Annotated in this window: 15 protein-coding genes; 10 read left to right on the top strand and 5 right to left on the bottom strand. The window is 72.3% G+C overall.

Translation table 11 applies throughout. From position 1 onward, the window contains the following. Positions 1–116: 116 nt before the first annotated feature. Positions 117–746, bottom strand: a complete 630-nt coding sequence (locus KV381_RS04715) for a uridine kinase (RefSeq protein ID WP_103537201.1) — start codon at positions 744–746, stop codon at positions 117–119. A 197-nt stretch (positions 747–943) separates the two neighbouring features. Between KV381_RS04715 and KV381_RS04710 the strand changes: the two genes are divergently transcribed. The 6 genes from KV381_RS04710 (at position 944) to KV381_RS04685 (ending at position 7,278) form a co-directional block, all read left to right on the top strand. Further along, positions 944–2,326, top strand: a complete 1,383-nt coding sequence (locus KV381_RS04710; protein ID WP_030633835.1) for a peptidase C39 family protein — start codon at positions 944–946, stop codon at positions 2,324–2,326. 224 nt (positions 2,327–2,550) lie between these two features. Beyond that, a complete protein-coding gene (locus KV381_RS04705) occupies positions 2,551–2,736 on the top strand; it encodes a hypothetical protein (RefSeq protein ID WP_146065296.1) in 186 nt (61 codons plus the stop codon). Continuing rightward, the gene (gene kdpF / locus KV381_RS04700; protein WP_032787837.1) at positions 2,733–2,822 is read left to right on the top strand and encodes a K(+)-transporting ATPase subunit F; all 90 of its coding nucleotides are present in this window, start codon (positions 2,733–2,735) and stop codon (positions 2,820–2,822) included. Before KV381_RS04705 ends, kdpF begins: the two co-directional genes overlap by 4 nt. An 8-nt stretch (positions 2,823–2,830) precedes the next feature. Then, a complete protein-coding gene (gene kdpA, locus KV381_RS04695; RefSeq protein ID WP_218784700.1) occupies positions 2,831–4,495 on the top strand; it encodes a potassium-transporting ATPase subunit KdpA in 1,665 nt (554 codons plus the stop codon). Beyond that, positions 4,492–6,600 carry a potassium-transporting ATPase subunit KdpB gene (gene kdpB, locus KV381_RS04690; RefSeq protein ID WP_218784697.1) on the top strand — a complete coding sequence of 703 codons (2,109 nt, stop codon included), beginning with the start codon at positions 4,492–4,494 and terminating at the stop codon, positions 6,598–6,600. The genes kdpA and kdpB overlap by 4 nt, the downstream gene beginning before the upstream one ends. 6 nt (positions 6,601–6,606) lie before the next feature. Beyond that, on the top strand, positions 6,607–7,278 hold the full coding sequence (locus tag KV381_RS04685) for a potassium-transporting ATPase subunit C (RefSeq protein WP_030080318.1): 672 nt from the start codon (positions 6,607–6,609) through the stop codon (positions 7,276–7,278). Positions 7,279–7,299: 21 nt separating this feature from the next. Here KV381_RS04685 and KV381_RS04680 read toward each other — a convergent pair whose 3' ends face one another. Together KV381_RS04680 and KV381_RS04675 are read right to left on the bottom strand one after the other, a co-directional pair. Next, the gene (locus tag KV381_RS04680) at positions 7,300–8,895 is read right to left on the bottom strand and encodes a multicopper oxidase family protein (protein ID WP_218784695.1); all 1,596 of its coding nucleotides are present in this window, start codon (positions 8,893–8,895) and stop codon (positions 7,300–7,302) included. 294 nt (positions 8,896–9,189) lie between these two features. Beyond that, positions 9,190–10,653 carry a PepSY domain-containing protein gene (locus KV381_RS04675; RefSeq protein WP_218784693.1) on the bottom strand — a complete coding sequence of 488 codons (1,464 nt, stop codon included), beginning with the start codon at positions 10,651–10,653 and terminating at the stop codon, positions 9,190–9,192. A gap of 1,080 nt (positions 10,654–11,733) precedes the next feature. Between KV381_RS04675 and KV381_RS04670 the strand changes: the two genes are divergently transcribed. Beyond that, positions 11,734–11,886, top strand: coding sequence for an SCO1431 family membrane protein (locus KV381_RS04670; RefSeq protein WP_107058028.1), 153 nt, complete (start codon positions 11,734–11,736; stop codon positions 11,884–11,886). Between the two features lie 104 nt (positions 11,887–11,990). Here the strand turns inward: KV381_RS04670 and KV381_RS04665 are convergent, their stop codons facing one another. Next, entirely contained in the window at positions 11,991–13,253 is a 1,263-nt protein-coding gene (locus KV381_RS04665) for a glycoside hydrolase family 18 protein (protein WP_193464583.1), read from the bottom strand. 384 nt (positions 13,254–13,637) lie between these two features. Between KV381_RS04665 and KV381_RS04660 the strand changes: the two genes are divergently transcribed. After that, complete coding sequence (locus KV381_RS04660; protein WP_030633844.1) at positions 13,638–14,810, top strand: acyl-CoA dehydrogenase family protein; 1,173 nt, start codon at positions 13,638–13,640, stop codon at positions 14,808–14,810. Positions 14,811–15,258: 448 nt separating this feature from the next. Here the strand turns inward: KV381_RS04660 and KV381_RS04655 are convergent, their stop codons facing one another. After that, the gene (locus KV381_RS04655) at positions 15,259–15,657 is read right to left on the bottom strand and encodes a hypothetical protein (protein ID WP_086780101.1); all 399 of its coding nucleotides are present in this window, start codon (positions 15,655–15,657) and stop codon (positions 15,259–15,261) included. A gap of 202 nt (positions 15,658–15,859) precedes the next feature. Here KV381_RS04655 and KV381_RS04650 point away from each other — a divergent pair, with 202 nt between their 5' ends. Together KV381_RS04650 and KV381_RS04645 are read left to right on the top strand one after the other, a co-directional pair. Next, on the top strand, positions 15,860–16,300 hold the full coding sequence (locus KV381_RS04650) for an Lrp/AsnC family transcriptional regulator (RefSeq protein WP_010057405.1): 441 nt from the start codon (positions 15,860–15,862) through the stop codon (positions 16,298–16,300). 91 nt (positions 16,301–16,391) lie between these two features. Continuing rightward, the gene (locus KV381_RS04645; protein WP_218784691.1) at positions 16,392–18,038 is read left to right on the top strand and encodes an amidohydrolase; all 1,647 of its coding nucleotides are present in this window, start codon (positions 16,392–16,394) and stop codon (positions 18,036–18,038) included. Positions 18,039–18,490: the final 452 nt, after the last annotated feature.

The following is an 18,490-nucleotide window of genomic DNA, read 5'->3' as shown; positions in this document are numbered from 1 at the left end:
CAACCGGGGGCTTCGCGTCTGCGGGGGCTCCGAAAAGCCGCACAATGAGAACGTAAGACCAGTAAGGCCCGCCGGTCAAGCGGAGTTGAGGCTCTTCTGAGCTGATTTCCGACTGCTCAGTATGGCGGGATCTCCTGGCTACCGTGGGTGACGATGCGGCTCTCTCCCGCTGTCGCGTGGGGCCCCGGCAGCCACACGTACCCCTCCGGCACCTGGCGTACCAGCGTGTCGGCGTACGGACGTGACGGGTCTTCGGCGAAATGCCGTTCCTCGGCGCGCGTCCACCCGTCCCAGAACCCGGTGAGCACCTCGCCGTCCCGGCGACGGCCCCGCTCCCAGGACGTCTCCCGCTCCAGCTCCATCCAGCACAGCGCCGCCAGCCACGGCCGCACCTCCCGGCGTCCCGCGCCGACCCCCTCCACCAGCACCAGCGGGGCCGGCTCCAGGGTCCGCGCCGGGTCGAAGCGGCGCTCCGTCCAGTCGTACGGGGCATAGCGGGCGCTCTCGCCGCGCGAGAGCGGCAGGACCACCTGCTCCAGCAGCCGCCCCGTCCAGCCGAACAGCTCCTCGTGCGTGGCGAGATCGTCCAGATGGAGGACCGGCGCACCGCCCAGCGCCGCCGCGAGGCGGGCGGCGAAGGTGCTCTTGCCCGAACCGGCGTGCCCGTCGACCGCCACCAGTCGGACCGGTCCGCAGGAAGGGGGCAGTGAGCGCAGGTCATCGGCGTGGCGGGCCAGGTCGTCCATGGCTCCAGGGTACGTTCCGGCACGGAGCCGCCCCGGGGTGCGCCGCGCACCACCGCAGGTCACGCCAGTGGTCCAGACCCATGTTGGTCCGGCGGCGGTTGCCGAACCGCTGGCCCGATCCGGCCCGGAGCCGGGATAGTTGGCGCACCGAACGGCACCCGCAGACCACCTTCCGCATCCGACCGGGGGTCACGACCATGACCAGTCCGACTTCGCGCAGAACCGTTCTGACCGCCGCGCTCGCGGCGGCGGCAGGCGCCGGGACGGTGGCCTCCGCCACGCCCGCGACGGCCGCCGCGTCCTCGTCCACCGCCCCGTCCTCGCCCGCCGGCTCCGCCGCCGCCCCGAAAGCCCTCGTGGACAACCGTTTCTGGCACACCTACACCGACTGGCGCTGCGGCACGGGCGACGGCACCCGGGTGCTTCCCGGCGCCCGCCCCGGCCTGGTGATCGCCACCCCGGCCGGCCGCACCGACCACACCGACCCGCACACCGGTACGACGGCCGCCTGGGACTACGCCACCTGGACCTCCGCCGTCCACCGCTCCGCCGTCCCCGCCACCGAGGTGATCGCCTCCTGGAACGCCCGCACCCCGGCCGGCACCTGGATCCAGGTCGAGCTGAGCGGCGCCTACGCGGACGGCACCGCGACCCCCTGGTTCGTGATGGGCCGCTGGGCGGCGGGCGACGGCGACATCCGCCGTACCTCCGTCGACGACCAGGGCGACCCGTACAGCTCCGTGTGGACGGACACCCTCTCGGTGGACGACCCGGCGAGCGGTGTACGCCTGGTCTCCTACCGGCTGCGGCTGACGCTGTACCGCGCCCCGGGCAGCCGCCTCACCCCGACCGTCTGGCGGGTCGGCGCGATGGCCTCCGACGTGCCCGACCGCTTCACCGTGCCCGCGAGCGCCCCCGCGCTCGCCCGCGAACTGCCCGTGCCGCGCTACTCGCAGAACATCCACATCGGGCAGTACCCCGAGTACGACAACGGCGGCGAGGCGTGGTGCAGCCCCACCTCCTCGCAGATGATCATCGAGTACTGGGGCCGGAAGCCCACCGCGGACGACCTCGCCTGGGTCAAGCCCGGCCTGCCCGACCCCCAGGTCTGCCACGCCGCCCGCCACACCTACGACTACCAGTACGGCGGCTGCGGCAACTGGCCGTTCAACGCCGCCTACGCCGCCACGTACCGCGACATGAACGCCGCCGTCACCCGGCTCGGCTCGCTCACCGACGTGGAGCGGCTGATCCGCGCCGGAATCCCGGTCATCACCTCCCAGTCCTTCCTGAAGGAGGAGCTGACCGGCGCCGGATACGGCACCTCGGGCCACCTGATGACGGTCATCGGCTTCACCCCCGAGGGTGACGTCATCGCCAACGACCCGGCCTCGCCCGACAACGACGCGGTACGCCGGGTCTACCGCCGGCGCGAATGGGAGAACATCTGGCTGCGCACGAAGCGGTACGACGCGAACGGCCAGGTCAGAAGCGGCACGGGCGGGGTGTGCTACGTGTACTGGCCGGCCCGGCCGACGCCCTCCCAGCAGCGGGTCCTGCGGTCGCTCGGTCTGCTGTGAGCCGGCGCGGAGGCGCTTGAGCTCCGCGCGCCCGTGAGGAAGCGGGAAAGTTGCCCGGGACGCTTCGGCGTCCCGGGCAACGCGCGTTCCGGGCACGGTGACCGCCGCGGCCGGAACGCATCCGTGACCGGCGGCTGTCACATTCCGTGGAAACCAACAAAGCGCTGTGTGGTGGGGCACGGCGGGTCGCGTCAGGCCCGCGTCAAGGGATTTCCGGTCCTCGTATGGAGCCCGTCAAAGCGGCTTACCCGGGGGGCGAAGCCGAGGTTTCCTTTTTCTCGGCCACCGGGCCGATTTCTCTTCCCCACGTCAATCAGGAGTTCGCGATGGCCGACCTGGCCTTCGTCGTCACCACGGTCGCGGTATTCGCGCTGGTGGCTCTCATCGCCCGGGGGGTGACCAAGCTGTGACCGCCGAGAACGTCGTCGGCCTCGTCGTGGCCGTCTCCCTGATCGGGTATCTCGTACTGGCTCTCCTTTTCCCGGAGAGGTTCTGAGTGCCGCAATGAGTTCCCAGATCGCTGGTGTGCTCCAGCTGCTCGCCCTGATAGCCGCCCTCGCGCTCGCCTATCGCCCGCTGGGCGATTACATGGCCAGGGTCTACTCCTCCGAGAAGCACTACACGCCGGAGAAGTGGATATACAAAGTCATCGGCGCCGATCCGGCCGCCGAAATGCGCTGGCCCGCCTATCTGCGCGGTGTGCTCGCCTTCTCGGCGGCGAGCGTCCTCCTCCTGTATCTGATGCAACGGGTACAGGGCTCGCTGCCCGGTTCGCTCGGCTTCTCCTCGATCGACCCGGACCAGGCGTTCAACACCGCCGCGTCCTTCGTCGCCAACACCAACTGGCAGTCCTACTACGGCGAACAGGCCATGGGCCACGTCGTGCAGACCGGCGGCCTCGCGGTGCAGAACTTCCTGTCCGCCGCCGTCGGCATGGCCGTCGCGGTGGCACTCGTACGCGGCTTCGCCCGGTCCCGTACCGGCGAACTCGGCAACTTCTGGGCCGACCTCGTGCGCGGCACCGTCCGCATCCTGATCCCGGTCTCGGTGATCGGCGCGATCGTGCTGGTCGCCTGCGGGGCGATCCAGAACTTCTCCGGCATCCACCAGGTCGGACAGTTCATGGGCTCCACCCAGGAATGGAACGGCGGCGCGGTCGCCTCCCAGGAGGCCATCAAGGAGCTCGGCACCAACGGCGGCGGCTACTTCAACGCCAACGCCGCCCACCCCTTCGAGAACCCCAACCCCCTCTCCAACCTCTTCGAGATCTTCCTCATCCTGCTGATCCCGTTCGCGCTGACGCGGACCTTCGGCCGGCTGGTCGGTTCGCTCAAGCAGGGGTACGCGATCCTCGGCGCGATGGCCGTCATCTGGATCGGCTTCACGGCCCTGATGATGTGGACCGAGTTCGCCCACCGGGGCCCGGCGTTCGAGATCGCGGGCGGGGCCATGGAGGGCAAGGAGACCCGCTTCGGGATCGCCGGCTCGTCGATCTTCGCGGTCGCCACGACGCTGACCTCCACCGGCGCGGTGAACTCCTTCCACTCCTCGTACACCGGCTTCGGCGGCGGCATCACACTGCTCGGCATGCAGCTCGGCGAGATCGCGCCCGGCGGCGTCGGCTCCGGCCTCTACGGCATGCTGATCATGGCGGTCATCGCGGTGTTCATCGCCGGACTGATGGTCGGACGCACCCCGGAGTACCTCGGCAAGAAGATCGGCACCCGCCAGATCACCTTCGCCGCCTGCTACCTCCTCATCACCCCGGCCCTCGTCCTCGGCTTCACCGCCGTCGCGCTGGCCCTGCCCACCCCGGGCCACTCGATGACCAACTCCGGCGCGCACGGCTTCTCCGAGATCCTGTACGCCTACACCTCCGGCGCCAACAACAACGGCTCCGCCTTCGCCGGGCTGAACGCCGACACCCAGTGGTTCAACACCACCATCGGCATCGCCATGCTGCTCGGCCGGTTCCTGCCGATGGTGTTCGTCCTCGCCCTCGCCGGCTCGCTCGCCGAGCAGAAGCCGGTGCCCGGGACAGCGGGCACGCTGCGCACCGACAAGCCGCTCTACGCGGGGCTGCTCGTCGGCACGATCCTCATCATCACCGGACTCACCTACTTCCCCGCCCTCGCGCTGGGGCCGCTCGCCGAAGGGCTCGCCTCATGAGCACCGCCACCCCCGTCCGCGCCCCCCACGGAGACCCGCCGCCCACCGGTGGCCCGGGAACCGCCCACCGTGCCGGCGCCGGACTCTTCGACCCCCAGCAGCTTCTGAGGTCCTTCCCGGACGCACTGCGCAAGCTCGACCCGCGCGTGATGATCAAGTCGCCGGTGATGTTCGTCGTGCTCGTCGGCTCGGTGGTCACCACCGTGCTCGCGATCATGGACCCGACCGACTGGTTCGGCTGGGCGATCACCGCCTGGCTCTGGCTGACCACGCTCTTCGCCAATCTGGCGGAGGCGGTGGCGGAGGGCCGGGGCAAGGCCCAGGCCGACACCCTGCGCCGGGCCAGGACCGACACCGTCGCGCGCCGGATCACCGGTGCGCGGGAGGAACGGGTCGCCGGAACGGATCTGCGCATCGGGGACCTGGTGGTCTGCGAGGCCGGAGACGTCATCCCCGGCGACGGAGACGTCGTCGAGGGCGTCGCCTCCGTCGACGAGTCCGCGATCACCGGCGAGTCCGCCCCCGTCATCCGCGAGTCCGGCGGCGACCGCTCGGCCGTCACCGGCGGTACGAAGGTGCTGTCCGACCGCGTCGTCATCAGGATCACCACCAGGCCGGGCGAGACCTTCATCGACCGCATGATCGGCCTGGTGGAGGGCGCGGCCCGGCAGCGGACGCCCAACGAGATCGCCCTGAACATCCTGCTGGCCTCCCTCACGATCGTCTTCCTGCTGGCCGTCGTCACCCTGAAGCCGTTCGCGATCTACGCGGGCGCGGACGACCAGACCTCGCTGATCGTGCTCACGGCCCTGCTGGTGTGCCTGATCCCCACCACGATCGGGGCGCTGCTGTCCGCCATCGGCATCGCCGGGATGGACCGGCTCGTCCAGCGCAACGTCCTGGCCATGTCGGGCCGCGCGGTCGAGGCGGCGGGTGACGTATCGACCCTGCTGCTCGACAAGACCGGCACGATCACCCTCGGCAACCGCCAGGCGGCCGCGTTCGTACCGGTCCAGGGCGTGACGGAAGCCGAACTCGCCGACGCCGCACAGCTCTCCTCGCTCGCCGACGAGACCCCGGAGGGCCGGTCGGTCGTCGTGCTGGCCAAGGAGAGGTACGGGCTGCGCGAACGGGACCGGGGGGAGCTGACCGACGCCGCGTGGATCGCGTTCACCGCGCAGACCCGGATGTCGGGCGTGGACCTGGCCGGGCGGAAGGTCCGCAAGGGCGCGACCGGCGCGGTCGCGGCCTGGGTGAAGGAGCGGGGCGGGAGCGCCTGCGAGGACGCGCGGGCGCTCACCGAACAGATCTCCGAGGCCGGTGGCACGCCGCTGCTGGTGGCCGTGGAGGATGCTCGCGGCGCACGCGTCCTCGGCGTCATCCACCTCAAGGACGTGGTGAAGGAGGGCATGCGGGAGCGGTTCGACGAACTGCGCCGGATGGGCATCCGTACGGTCATGATCACGGGCGACAACCCGCTGACCGCGAAGGCCATCGCCCACGAGGCCGGGGTCGACGACTTCCTGGCCGAGGCGACGCCCGAGGACAAGATGGCCCTCATCAAGCGGGAGCAGGCCGGCGGCAAGCTGGTCGCGATGACCGGCGACGGCACCAACGACGCCCCCGCCCTGGCCCAGGCCGACGTCGGCGTCGCGATGAACACCGGTACCTCGGCCGCCAAGGAGGCCGGGAACATGGTCGATCTCGACTCCAACCCCACCAAACTCATCGAGATCGTCGAGATCGGCAAGCAACTCCTCATCACCCGGGGCGCGTTGACGACGTTCTCCATCGCCAACGACGTCGCCAAGTACTTCGCGATCATCCCCGCCATGTTCGCCGTGGCCTACCCGTCGCTGGACAAGCTGAACATCATGGGGCTCGCCTCGCCCGAGTCCGCGATCCTGTCGGCGGTCATCTTCAACGCGCTGATCATCGTCGCCCTGGTGCCCCTCGCGCTCAAGGGCGTGCGCTACCGGCCCGCGAGCGCCGACCGGATGCTCCGCCGCAACCTCGGCGTCTACGGACTCGGCGGCCTCGTCGCCCCGTTCATCGGCATCAAGCTCATCGACCTGCTCCTCTCCCTCATCCCCGGAATCGGCTGATCCGCCATGACCCACAACACCGTCAGCAGCACCGCACGCCTGCTCGGGGCGGGGCTCCGCGCCCTGCTCGTCCTCACCCTCCTCTGCGGAGTGCTCTACCCGCTCGCCGTCACCGGCGTCGCCCAGGCCCTGTTCAACGACAAGGCCAACGGCTCCGAGATCAAGGACGCGAGCGGCCGGGTCGTCGGCTCCTCCCTCATCGGCCAGCGCTACGACCTCCCGCTGAAGGACGGTCAGGAGTCGCCCGCACCAGACCTGAAGTGGTTCCAGCCCCGTCCCTCCAACGGCCTCGGGACCAACAGCGTCAACACCCAGTACTCCCTGATCCTCTCCGGCGCCACCAACCGCTCCGGCGACAACGAGGAGTTGATCCGCTGGGTGAAGGACGCCAAGGCGGCCGTGGTGAAGGACAACTCCACCCCCGCCTACAAGGTGAAGCCCGCCGATGTGCCGGCCGACGCCGTCACCTCCTCCGGCTCCGGCCTGGACCCGGACATCTCACCCGCGTACGCGAAGCTCCAGGTCCACCGGGTCGCCGAGCGGAACGGGCTCGGCGTCCAGGAGGTCGAGGCCCTGGTCGCCGACCACACCACCGGCCGGCTCCTCGGCTTCCTGGGCGAGCCCCGGGTGAACGTCCTGGAGCTGAACACCGCGCTCAGGAGCCTGACCCGGGGCTGAGAGCGCACGATCCGAGGGCGCTCAGCGGTGGGACCCGTGGGATCCGCCGTGCGCGCCCGGGGCGTCGAGGGTCCGGGAGACGTTGTCCTCGCGCCCGGGGGCGACGACGAGGAACTGGCCCATCATGCCGTCGTCCTCGTGGCGCAGGACATGACAGTGGTACATGTACGGAGTCCGCTCGTCCGTGAGCGTGTCGAACCGGACCGCCAGGCGGACGGTGGTGGTGCCGGGGAGGTAGACGGTGTCCTTCGGACCGCGCAGATGGGCGGGCGGCTTCGCCCCGTCGACCTCCAGCACGTCGAAGGTGGCGCCATGGACGTGGAAGGCGTGGACGTTGCCGTCGCCGCGCTCGATCTCCCAGATCTCGGTGGCCCCGGCCGGCACGACCTCGTCGACGCGCTCCATGTCCATCGCCCTGTCGTTGATCCGGGTGCCGACGAAGCTGAAGCGCCGGGTCCGGGGGTCGGCGGGGAGGGGGATGGCGGCCGGGGCCCCGTCGATCCGGGTGGGAAGCGGCGGGGACGGATCGAGGCGCGGGGCGGCGCGCAGTTCGAGCAGGTCGAAGGTGTCGTCGCCGCCCGCGAAGCGGTCGACGGGGAAGCCGACCCCCAGCTCCGGCGGAAAACTCCGCAGCAACGCCTTCTCGCCCGCCGTGAACGACACGACGATCTCGGCGCGCTCGCCCGGGGCGAGCCGCAGCCGGGTCAGTGCGAGCGGGCGCTTGAGGAGCCCGTTCTCGGTCGCGGCGAGGTGGAAGGTCTTGTCGCCGGGGAAGCCGAGTTCGTACACGCGGGCGTTGGAGCCGTTGAGGAGCCGCAGCCGCACCCGCTCGGTGGTGACCTCGAAGTGGGGGTCGTGGGTGCCGTTGACGAGGATCGTGTCGCCGAGCAGGCCGAGGCTGTCGACGCCCGCGAGGGTGTCGGCGAACGTGGACTCGGTGAAGTCCAGCGCACCGTCGTCGTGGAAGTTCTTGTCCTGGAGGACGAGCGGAATGTCGTCGACACCGTAGGCCGAGGGCAGCCCGGACCGGTCGGACACCGCGTCGTCGACGATGATCATCCCGGCGATGCCCCGGTAGACATGACTGCCGGTGGAGCCGTGCGGGTGCGGGTGGTACCAGAGCGTCGACGCGGGCTGGTGGACCGTCCAGCGGGGCCGCCAGACCGCGCCGGGGGCCACCATCTGGTGCGGTCCGCCGTCCATCGCGGGCGGCAGATGCATACCGTGCCAGTGCAGGGTCGTCGGCTCCGGGAGAGCGTTGCGTACGGTCAGGGCGACGGGGTCGCCGTCACGCATCCGCAGGGTCGGGGCGAGGTAGGGGCCGTTGGCGCCCCAGGTCGCGGTCTTCCTGCCGGGCAGGAACTCCGAGGAGCCCGGGGCCAGTTCCAGCTTGTAGCGTCTCGCGCCGCCGTCAAAGGCCCTCGGATCGAGCAGTTCGGGGATCCGCAGCCGGTTGCGGAAGCCCAGCGTGCCGACGTTGCTCCGTGCGTGACGTTTGTACGCGGCCAGCCAGTTGCCGCCCCAGCCGGCCGAGGCCGCGAGCACGACGCCGCCCGTCGCGAGCAGGATCCGGCGCCGGGTCGGGCGGGCCGCGGAATCGGTTCGGCGTGCGGGCATGAGGTTCCTTCCCCCGAGGTTGTGCGGTGGCCGTCCACGGGAGCGCCGCGGCCGATGGAGCGCGGTGCCGGATCCGGCCCTCGCCCCGGGGGGCGCGCCCTTCGGTCCCGTACCTGTCACTGGAAGCTGACAGGTGGTCCGGCCGTCTGTCAGCGTCTTCCGGCACATCTCAGGGACGGCTCAGGGGCTGCCCGGGGACGGCGAAGGGGAGGCCTCGGGGTTTTCCGAGGCCTCCCCCTACTCCGCAGGGCCGGGGTGCCGGCGTCGGTCGGCGCCCCCCGGCCCACGCACGCGTCAGGCGGTACGTCGTCGGCGCACCGCCCCCACCGCCGCGTCGACCACCAGGAACCCGGCCAGCGTCACCCCCAGCACCGGCAGCGCCCAGCCCAGGGCGGCCACGGCCGGGATGCCCAGGACGAGGGCCGGCAGCGGAATCCGCCGCCACGCCCCGCGCTCCGGGGCCCTGCCGACCGGCGCGGACCGGTCGCCCCGGGTGGGCCGCCGCTGCCACCACATGCGGTAGCCCCAGACGATCACCGCGGTCAGGCCGAGCGCGAGGAGCGCCAGCGCGATCTGGTTGACGACGCCGAACAGCACGCCCATGTGGCCCTGCACGCCCAGCTTGCTGAGCTTGTTCAGGGCAGGGTGGTCGGCCCAGCGGGTGCGGGAGGTGATCTCGCCGCTCGTGGTGTCCACGGCCACCCGGTCGTAGTGCACCGGCCAGGTGTTGTCGGTCTGCGCCACGACCCACGCACGCGACGCGTCCGCCGGAGGCGTCACCTCCACGATGCCGCCGAGGCCCGCGCCCCGGGCCGCCGCCAGGGCCGCGTCGAACTCCGCCGGGTCGGCGTCGGCCGTCGTGCCGCCGGAACCGCCGTGCCCGGCGTGCTCGGAGTGGTCCTCGGCGGGGGCCTCTGCGCCGGGCAGCGCCGTGTCCAGGGCCGGGGCGTTGCCGTCGGCCGCGTTCAGCAGCCGCCCGAAGCGCTCGCCGCCGTACTGTGACCACGTGAGGCCGGTGGCGCTCAGGAACAGCAGACCCAGCGCCAGCCACACCCCGGTCGCCGCGTGCAGGCTCCGGGTCCGCCGCACCCCCTTGGCCGTACGGTCCGGAAGCAGCACGCCCCGGGCCGACTTCGCCCGCCGGCCCCGGGCACGCCCGAGCCACAGGACGAGGCCGCCCGCGACGGCCACCCACAGCCAGCTCGCGGCCACCTCGGAGTACAGCCGGCCGGTGTCGCCCAGGTGCAGATTGCGGTGCAGGTCGTCGAGCCAGGTGGTGAGCGGAGTCGACCCGAACCAGGTCGTCAGCTCGCCCCGCACCTCGGCGGTGTACGGGTCGACGAAGACCGTGCGCTGGTTCTCGCCCAGCTCCGGCACCGCGAGCACCACCCGGGTGGTGTCCTCCGGGCCCGGCGGTGTGATCACCGATGCCAGGGTGCCCTCGGGGTGGGCGGACCGTGCCGCGGCGATCTGCTCGGACAGCGGGCGCACCTGCTCGCCGACCCGCTCGACCCGCAGCTGGTCGCCGTGGACGAGCCGGTCGAGCTGGGGCGTCAGGGTGTAGGCCAGCCCGGTCAGCGCGGCCACCAGCAGGAAGGGGGCGACGAGCACTCCGGCGTAGAAGTGCAGCCGGACCAGGAGATGCCAGACCTCCGACCAGGAGCGGGCCGGCCGGGCCGGTTTTCCGTCCGGGGTGCCGGCCGGAGGGTCGGTCGGATCGTGGTCGTGTCGCGCTATGTGTTCGGTTCTGTTGGACATGGGTGCTCCTCGGAGGGCGGACGGTGGCGGACGCGCGCCCGACGCCTCCCGTACGCATGCCGGAGGGACGCCGGGTCTCTTCCGGCGTCGACGGCTGGTGCGGGTGAGGTCGGGCGGAGGCCACCGAAGGCGGCCCGCGCCGGGACCGGGACCGGGCGAGGAGCGCCCCGAACCGGATCCGCGCCACCACCGGCGGCGTCGGGCGCGGCCGGGGCGGGCAGGGGAGCGAGGCGGCCCACCGGAGGACGACGAGCGGGGCGACCAGGGCCGCGAGGCGTCGCAGGACCCGCTCCCCGTACAGCACGCACAGGGCCGTCCCGAGCGTGGCCGCCGCATGGGCCCCGGTCATCCCGGCGTCCATGGCGTGCCGGCCGACGGCGTCCGTACCGCCGCCCGCGGACGGCCCGGCCATGTGGTGCGCGTGCCCGGCCGGCATCCCGGCGTGCGGATCCCCGCCGGGGGCCGGGAAGAGGTGGAAGGCGTGGTGCAGGGCGAACTGCGTCGCCCCGAGCACCAGCACCACGAGGTCGAAGCGGTGCCGTCGGCCGCCCAGGAGCAGTGCCCCCTGCGCGGTCAGGGCGAGGAGCAGGAGGCCGAGCACCCCCGCGCCGGGCAGACGTCCGCCCGCCGCGACATGGCTCACCGCGCCGAGCAGCAGGCAGGCCGAGCCGCAGAGCAGGCCCCTGGCCGCTCTCCCCGGCAGGCCGCCCGGTGCACGCATCGGCACGAGGTAGCCGACCGCCCGGCGTGGCTCGGCGGCGGGCTCGGTACCGCGGTCTCTTCCCATGGGGCAGTAGTCGGCCCCGTGGCCGAAAAGGTTCCCGCGTGTGTCCTGAGTCTTTTCGCGCGGCCCCGGTCCGGGAATCGGCCCGGACCGGTGTGGCGTCGCCCACAGTGCGCCCCGCCCGCGCCACCGGCCCCGGCGGCGTATTTCCGTACCGTCGCGGGGGAGCGGGACGTCCGGTCACGCCCCGGCCGCACCGGGCCGTGACCGGGATCTCGTTCTGTACGGCCCGGGGCGCTGGCACTCTGGTCGGGTCACGGGGGACCCCGCCCACGCCGTACGAACAGCGAGACGCCATGACCGCGACCACCGCCGCAGGAAACGCCCGCCACGCCCGCCGCGCACGCACCGGCGGCCCCGAGGACGGCTCGAAGCTGATGGAGCACATCGCCGGCTGGGCCTTCGTGGTCGTGTTCGCGATGCTGGTCACCCAGATCGGTCTGCTGTGACGGCGTGAAGGCCGCGTACCTCCTGGGGCCCGGCGGGAGGCGGCGCACGCGAAAGGGCGGGGCGCCCGCCCGGCACCCCGCCCGTTCCGTCCGCCTCGTGAGAACTAGTCGATCGCCTTGATCAGCTCGCCGTTCCCGGTGTCACCGCTCAGCTCCCAGAAGAACGTGCCGCCGAGGCCCTGCTCGTTCTTGTAGGTCATCTTGGTGCCGATGGTCTCCGGGGTGTCGTAGCTCCACCAGTTGTTCCCGCAGTGGGCGTACGCCGTGCCCGCGACCTTGCCCGTGGCCGGGCAGCTGTCCTTGAGGACCTTGTAGTCCTCGATGCCCGCCTCGTACGTGCCCGGCGCGGCGCCCGTCGCGCTGCCGCCCGGCTCGGACTGCGTCACGCCGGTCCAGCCGCGTCCGTAGAAGCCGATGCCCAGCAGCAGCTTCTCCGACGGGATGCCCAGCGACTTCAGCTTGGAGATCGCGGCGTCCGAGTTGAAGCCCTCCGACGGGATGCCCGGGTAGGACGTCAGCGGGGAGTGCGGGGCCGTCGGGCCCTGCGCCGCGAAGGCTCCGAAGAAGTCGTACGTCATCGGCAGGTACCAGTCGAGGTGCTTGGCCGCACCCGCGTAGTCCACCGCGTCGATCTTGCCGCCGTCGGAGCCGTCCGCCGTGATCGCCGAGGTGATCAGGTTGTCGTTGCCGAAGGCCTTGCGCAGCTCGCCCAGCAGGTTGCCGTAGGCGTCGCGGCCGCTGGTGTCACAGGTGAGACCGCAGGCGTTGGGGTACTCCCAGTCGATGTCGATGCCGTCGAAGACATCGGCCCAACGGGGGTCCTCCACCAGGTCGTAGCAGGACTTCGCGAACGCGGCCGGGTTCTGCGCGGCCTCACCGAAGCCGCCGGACCAGCTCCAGCCGCCGAAGGACCAGAGGACCTTCAGATCGGGGTGGAGCTTCTTCAGCTTGCGCAACTGGTTGAAGTTGCCCCGCAGTTCCTGGTCCCAGGTGTCGGCGACCCCGTCGACCGACTGGTCGGCGGTGTAGGCCTTCTCGTAGTCGGCGTAGGAGTCGCCGATCTGGCACTTGCCGCCGGTGACGTTCCCGAAGGCGTAGTTGATGTGGGTCAGCTTGTCCGCGGAGCCCGACGTCTCGATGTTCTTGACGTGGTAATTGCGGTCGTACGTACCCCAGTTGGTGAAGTATCCGATCACCTTGTCGCCCGCCGCCGTGGGGGCGGCCTCGGCGGCGGGCGGCTGTGCGGCGGGGGCCGCGCCGGCCGGGGACATACCGGCGACGCCGAGCAGGGTGGCGCCGAGGGCCGCCGTACAGGCGGCCGCGGCGAGCGCCCGGAGCCGGGCGCGGGGACGGTGCAGCTTGAGCATCGTGGCTCCTCGTGGGGGAGGGCTGGTGCGTGGGGGGTGCCGGCCGAACACCGGGCGACTGCGCCCGGTTTGACATGAACGCGTTATGCGTTCGGTGGAACCGTAGAAGGACTAGACCAGTTGGGTCAATGGTTCGGACCAATTCGCTGATCCTTTGGCGGCTCTCCAGGCCGTCCGACCTGCCCGTCGCCCCGTGACGGGAGGCATCCGATCGGGCATACTCAACCCGCCACAGCCGATGACCGTGCCACCCGTGACCCGGGAGGGCAGGATCGGCGGGGCAGTCTGTTTTTCCCGGGTCACTTCCGGGAGATCACCCGGCGGCGCCTCTCACACCCCGAGCGCGCGACCGTCGCAACGCCCGACAGGGAGGAGAGCGCCGTCATGTCCGACCGTGCCCCGCAGCCGGTGGAACGCCGTCTGCCCACCGAGGAGTCCCGGCAGCTCGTCGCGCTCGTCCGCGACATCGTGTCGAAGGAGATCGCTCCCCGGGCGGCCGAGCAGGAGGAAGCCGGCGTCTTCCCGCGCGAGGTCTTCACCCTCCTGTCCGAGTCCGGACTCCTGGGACTCCCGTACGACTCCGCCCACGGCGGCGGTGACCAGCCCTACGAGGTCTACCTCCAGGTCCTGGAAGAGCTGGCCGCCGCCCGGCTCACCGTCGGACTCGGCGTCAGCGTCCACTCCCTCGCCTGCCACGCCCTCGCCGGATACGGCACCGAGGAGCAGCGCGCCGCGCACCTCCCGGCGATGCTCACCGGCGGCCTGCTGGGCGCCTACTGCCTCTCCGAGCCCGCCTCCGGCTCCGACGCCGCCTCGCTGCGCACCAAGGCCGTACGGGACGGGGACGACTGGGTCATCACCGGGACCAAGGCCTGGATCACCCACGGCGGCGTCGCGGACTTCTGCACCGTGCTCGCCCGCACCGGCGTCGAGGGCCCCCGCGGCATCACGGCCTTCCTCGTCCCCGGCGACGCCGAGGGGCTGAACGCGGCGCTCCCCGAGAAGAAGATGGGGATGAAGGGCTCGCCCACGGCCCAGCTCCACTTCGACGGCGTACGGGTCGGCGACGACCGGCGCATCGGCGAGGAGGGCCAGGGCTTCGCCATCGCCCTGTCCGCGCTCGACTCCGGGCGCCTCGGCATCGCCGCGTGTGCCGTCGGGGTCGCCCAGGCGGCCCTGGACGAGGCCGTCCGGTACGCCACCGACCGGCACCAGTTCGGCCGCCCCATCGCGGACTTCCAGGGGCTGCGGTTCATGCTCGCCGACATGGCCACCCAGATCGAGGCCGGCCGGGCGCTCTACCTGGAGGCGGCCCGGCTGCGCGACGCGGGGGAGCCCTTCTCCCGGCAGGCCGCCATGGCGAAGCTGTTCTGCACGGACGCGGCCATGCGGGTGACCACCGACGCCGTCCAGGTGCTCGGCGGCTACGGCTACACGCTCGACTTCCCCGTCGAGCGGCTGATGCGCGAGGCGAAGGTGCTCCAGATCGTGGAGGGCACCAATCAGATCCAGCGCATGGTCATCGCCCGCCACCTCGCGGGTCCCGAGACGCGCTGAACCGCAGGGGCCCCTCGGACCACGGGGGCAGCGCCGCGGCCTGGGTCCACTCCGGGTCGCGGCGCCCCGGCACGGTCCGGCCGGCGCTCTCCCACTGTCTGAGCAGGGCGCTGTAGATCGGCGGGTCGGCAGGGGAGCCCATGGGCGAGGCTCCGGTGGATCGGGGCGAGGCTCCGGTGGATCGGGGCAGCGGCTGTGCGGGCGTACCCGGCTGCGGAACCGATTCTTCGGGGGCGGGTGCGGCGAGCCGGCGGCGACCCGAACCGACTGGTGAATGCAGCGTGGTCATACGAGGCCAACGCGGCAGGGCGGACCGGGGTCACTGCCCCGCCGATTCGAGCGCCCGTTCGCGGGGGCCCGTACCCCGCGCCGGCGACCGGGACGCGGAACCGCGGGCACCACGGCGGCCGGGCCGTCGTGGTGCTGGGCGTCGCGTACGGCGTACGGGTCAGGCGGCCTCGCGCCGCATCCGCGGCACCCGCAGCGGACGGGAGCCGGGTCCTCCGGCGTGCGAGAAGGGCTGCATCCGCCAGTCGAGCCCCTGGGGGAGCGTCAGCAGCAGCCCGGTCTCCTGCTCCTGGAGCTCCAGCGTCTCGTCCGCGGGCGGGGCGTCGCCCACACCGCGCCCGGTTCCGGAGCAGACCGTGAGGACGAAGGGGTTCCACGGTGTGGGGCACCGGGCGTGCTCCGGCAGAACGTCCTCGTCGGCCAGGAGCGCGATGGGCTGGGCGCAGTCCGGGCAGATCACCCGGACCATCTCGAACATGTCGTACGCGTCGGCGGTACCGTCGTCGTCCGGATCGACAGGCTCCGGTTCGGTACGTCCGGTGAGCTTCAGGCTCTGCATGGGAATTCCCCCCTCGGGTGGGCCGACAAGGCGCCACGGCCTCGACCACAGCAAGCACTTCCCGTCGCGCGTGGCCGATAACCGCGAGGCGGCCCGCTACCGACCCACAAACCTGTGGCATTCGTCACATGCCGCCCGCAGGTGCCGTTCCGTGACCCCCGCGACTGTGCCGAGGGGCGCCCTGGGCCATAGGTTGATCCGCATGGAGGAGCTGGACCGTCAGATCGTTGAGTTGCTCGTCAAGGACGGGCGGATGAGCTACACCGACCTGGGCAAGGCCACGGGCCTGTCCACCTCGGCGGTTCATCAGCGCGTCCGCAGGCTGGAGCAGCGCGGGGTGATCCGCGGCTATGCCGCGGTCGTCGACCCCGAGGCCGTCGGGCTGCCCCTCACCGCGTTCATCTCGGTGAAGCCGTTCGACCCGAGCGCACCCGACGACATCGCCGAACGGCTCGCCGGGGTGCCCGAACTGGAGGCCTGCCACAGCGTCGCCGGTGACGAGAACTACATCCTCAAGGTGCGGGTCGCGACCCCGCTGGAGCTGGAACACCTGCTCACCCGGATCCGTACGCTCGCCGGCGTGTCCACCCGGACCACGGTCGTCCTCTCCACCCCGTACGAGGCCCGGCCCCCGCGCATCTGAAGCCCCGGAACCCCGGGGTCCGGGCCCCGGCCCGTTCTCCCGGGAGGGGGCCGCGGTCCGGGCGGGCGCCACCAGGCGCGAGACTGGTCCCATGAGCCAGAGCACCGCCCCCCAGAGCGCCCCCGAACACCGCACCGTGCTGTTGCGCGGCGGAGACGTCCACAGCCCCGCCGACCCGTTCGCCACCGCGATGGTCGTCGAACGCGGGCATGTCGCCTGGGTGGGGTCCGAGGGGGCCGCCGACGCCTTCGCGAGCGGCGTCGACGAGGTGATCGACCTCGAAGGCGACCTGGTCACCCCGGCGTTCACCGACGCGCATGTGCACACCACCGCCACCGGCCTGGCCCTGACGGGGCTCGACCTCTCCGGCGCCCGCACGCTCGCCGAGGCCCTCGGCCTCGTCCGTGCGTTCGCGAACCGGCACGCCGCAGGGGACGTCCTGCTCGGACACGGCTGGGACGCCGCCCGCTGGCCCGAGCGGCGCCACCCCTCGCGCGCCGAGCTCGACGAGGCGACCGGCGGCCGGGCCCTGTACCTGCCGCGGATCGACGTGCACTCCGCGGTCGTCACGACGGCCCTGCTGGACCTCGTCCCCGGCGTCACCGCGATGGCCGGATACCACCCGGACGCGCCGCTGACCGGCGACGCCCACCACGCCGTACGGGCCGCCGCCCACGGCGCGCTGTCCACCGCCCAGCGGACCGCCGCCCAGCGCGCCGCCCTCGACCACGCGGCCTCCCTCGGCATCGGCAGCGTGCACGAGTGCGGCGGGCCCGAGATCTCCGACGAGGAGGACTTCACCGGCCTCCTCGCGCTGGCCGCCGAACGGCCGGGACCACGCGTCCTCGGCCTCTGGGCCGAGGGGATCGCGAACGAGAAGGACGCCCGGCGCATCCGTGAACTCGGGGCGATCGGCGCCGCCGGCGACCTCTTCGTCGACGGCTCCCTCGGCTCGCACACCGCCTGCCTGCACGAGCCCTACGCGGACGAGCCGCACACCGGCACCGCCCACCTGGACGCCGCCCGGATCGCCGCCCATGTCACCGCCTGCACCGAGGCGGGCCTCCAGGCGGGCTTCCACGCCATCGGCGACGCCGCGGTCACCGCCGTCGTGGACGGGATCAGGGCCGCCGCCGCGACGCTCGGCCTCGACCGGATCCGGGCCGCCCGCCACCGCGTCGAACACGCCGAGATGCTCACCCCCGAGACCATCGCCGCCTTCGCCGAGCTGGGCCTCACCGCCTCCGTCCAGCCCGCCTTCGACGCCGCCTGGGGCGGTCCGGAGGGGATGTACGCCGAGCGCCTGGGCGCGGAGCGGGCCGCCGGCCTCAACCCGTACGCGGCACTGCTGCGCACCGGAGTGCCGCTCGCCTTCGGCTCCGACAGCCCGGTCACCCCGCTCGACCCCTGGGGCACCGTCCGGGCCGCCGCCCACCACCGCACCCCGGAGCACCGCATCTCGGTCCGCGCCGGGTTCGCCGCCCACACCCGGGGCGGCTGGCGGGCCGTCGGCCGCGACGACGCGGGCATCCTGGTGCCCGGCGCCCCGGCCGACTACGCCGTCTGGCGCACCGCCGAACTCCTGGTCCAGGCCCCCGACGACCGGGTCGCCCGCTGGTCCACCGACCCCCGGTCCGGCACGCCGGGACTGCCGGACCTGACGCCCGGCGCCGACCTTCCCGTCTGCCTGCGGACGGTGGTCCTCGGACAAACGGTCTACGTGCGACCGAACGAGTGACGTCGGGACATTTCGTACCGCCGATCGATGGCCCGACGGCCGGTCCGCGACCTGCGGCCCTTCGGCACTGACCAGGCAATTTCGGAAGAAGTCGCAGGTCGCACGGCTGTTGACAGAACGCGCCCACAGGCCGGTAGGTTCGGCCGGGTCCACCACAGGACGTCCGACCGGTTGAACCTCCACGCAGTCGTCGAACGCCGCTGGGTCATGAGGTGGTGTGCCGCACCGGCGCACCACCACTGACAGCCAGGTTCAGCGCCCGCGCCTCGGGGCGAGGGAAGGTTGCAGCCGGACGGAGGGTGGGATCCGGGTGGGGCCCGGACGTTCAGTAGACAACGGCTTTCGGTCGACCCGCAGCCAGCGGGTCCCAGGTCGGCCCGAAGGGCGCCGGGCCCCGATCCGAAGTTCCGACGTGGGGGCGCGCTCCGCCGGTCGCCGTGCTGGATATGGTG

Origin of the sequence: Streptomyces sp. WY228 (assembly GCF_019287315.1) — a bacterium.
GTDB classification, from domain to species: domain Bacteria; phylum Actinomycetota; class Actinomycetes; order Streptomycetales; family Streptomycetaceae; genus Streptomyces; species Streptomyces caviscabies.
Note: the sequence above shows the minus strand (reverse complement) of the source record. Positions and strands in the feature narration are given on the sequence as shown.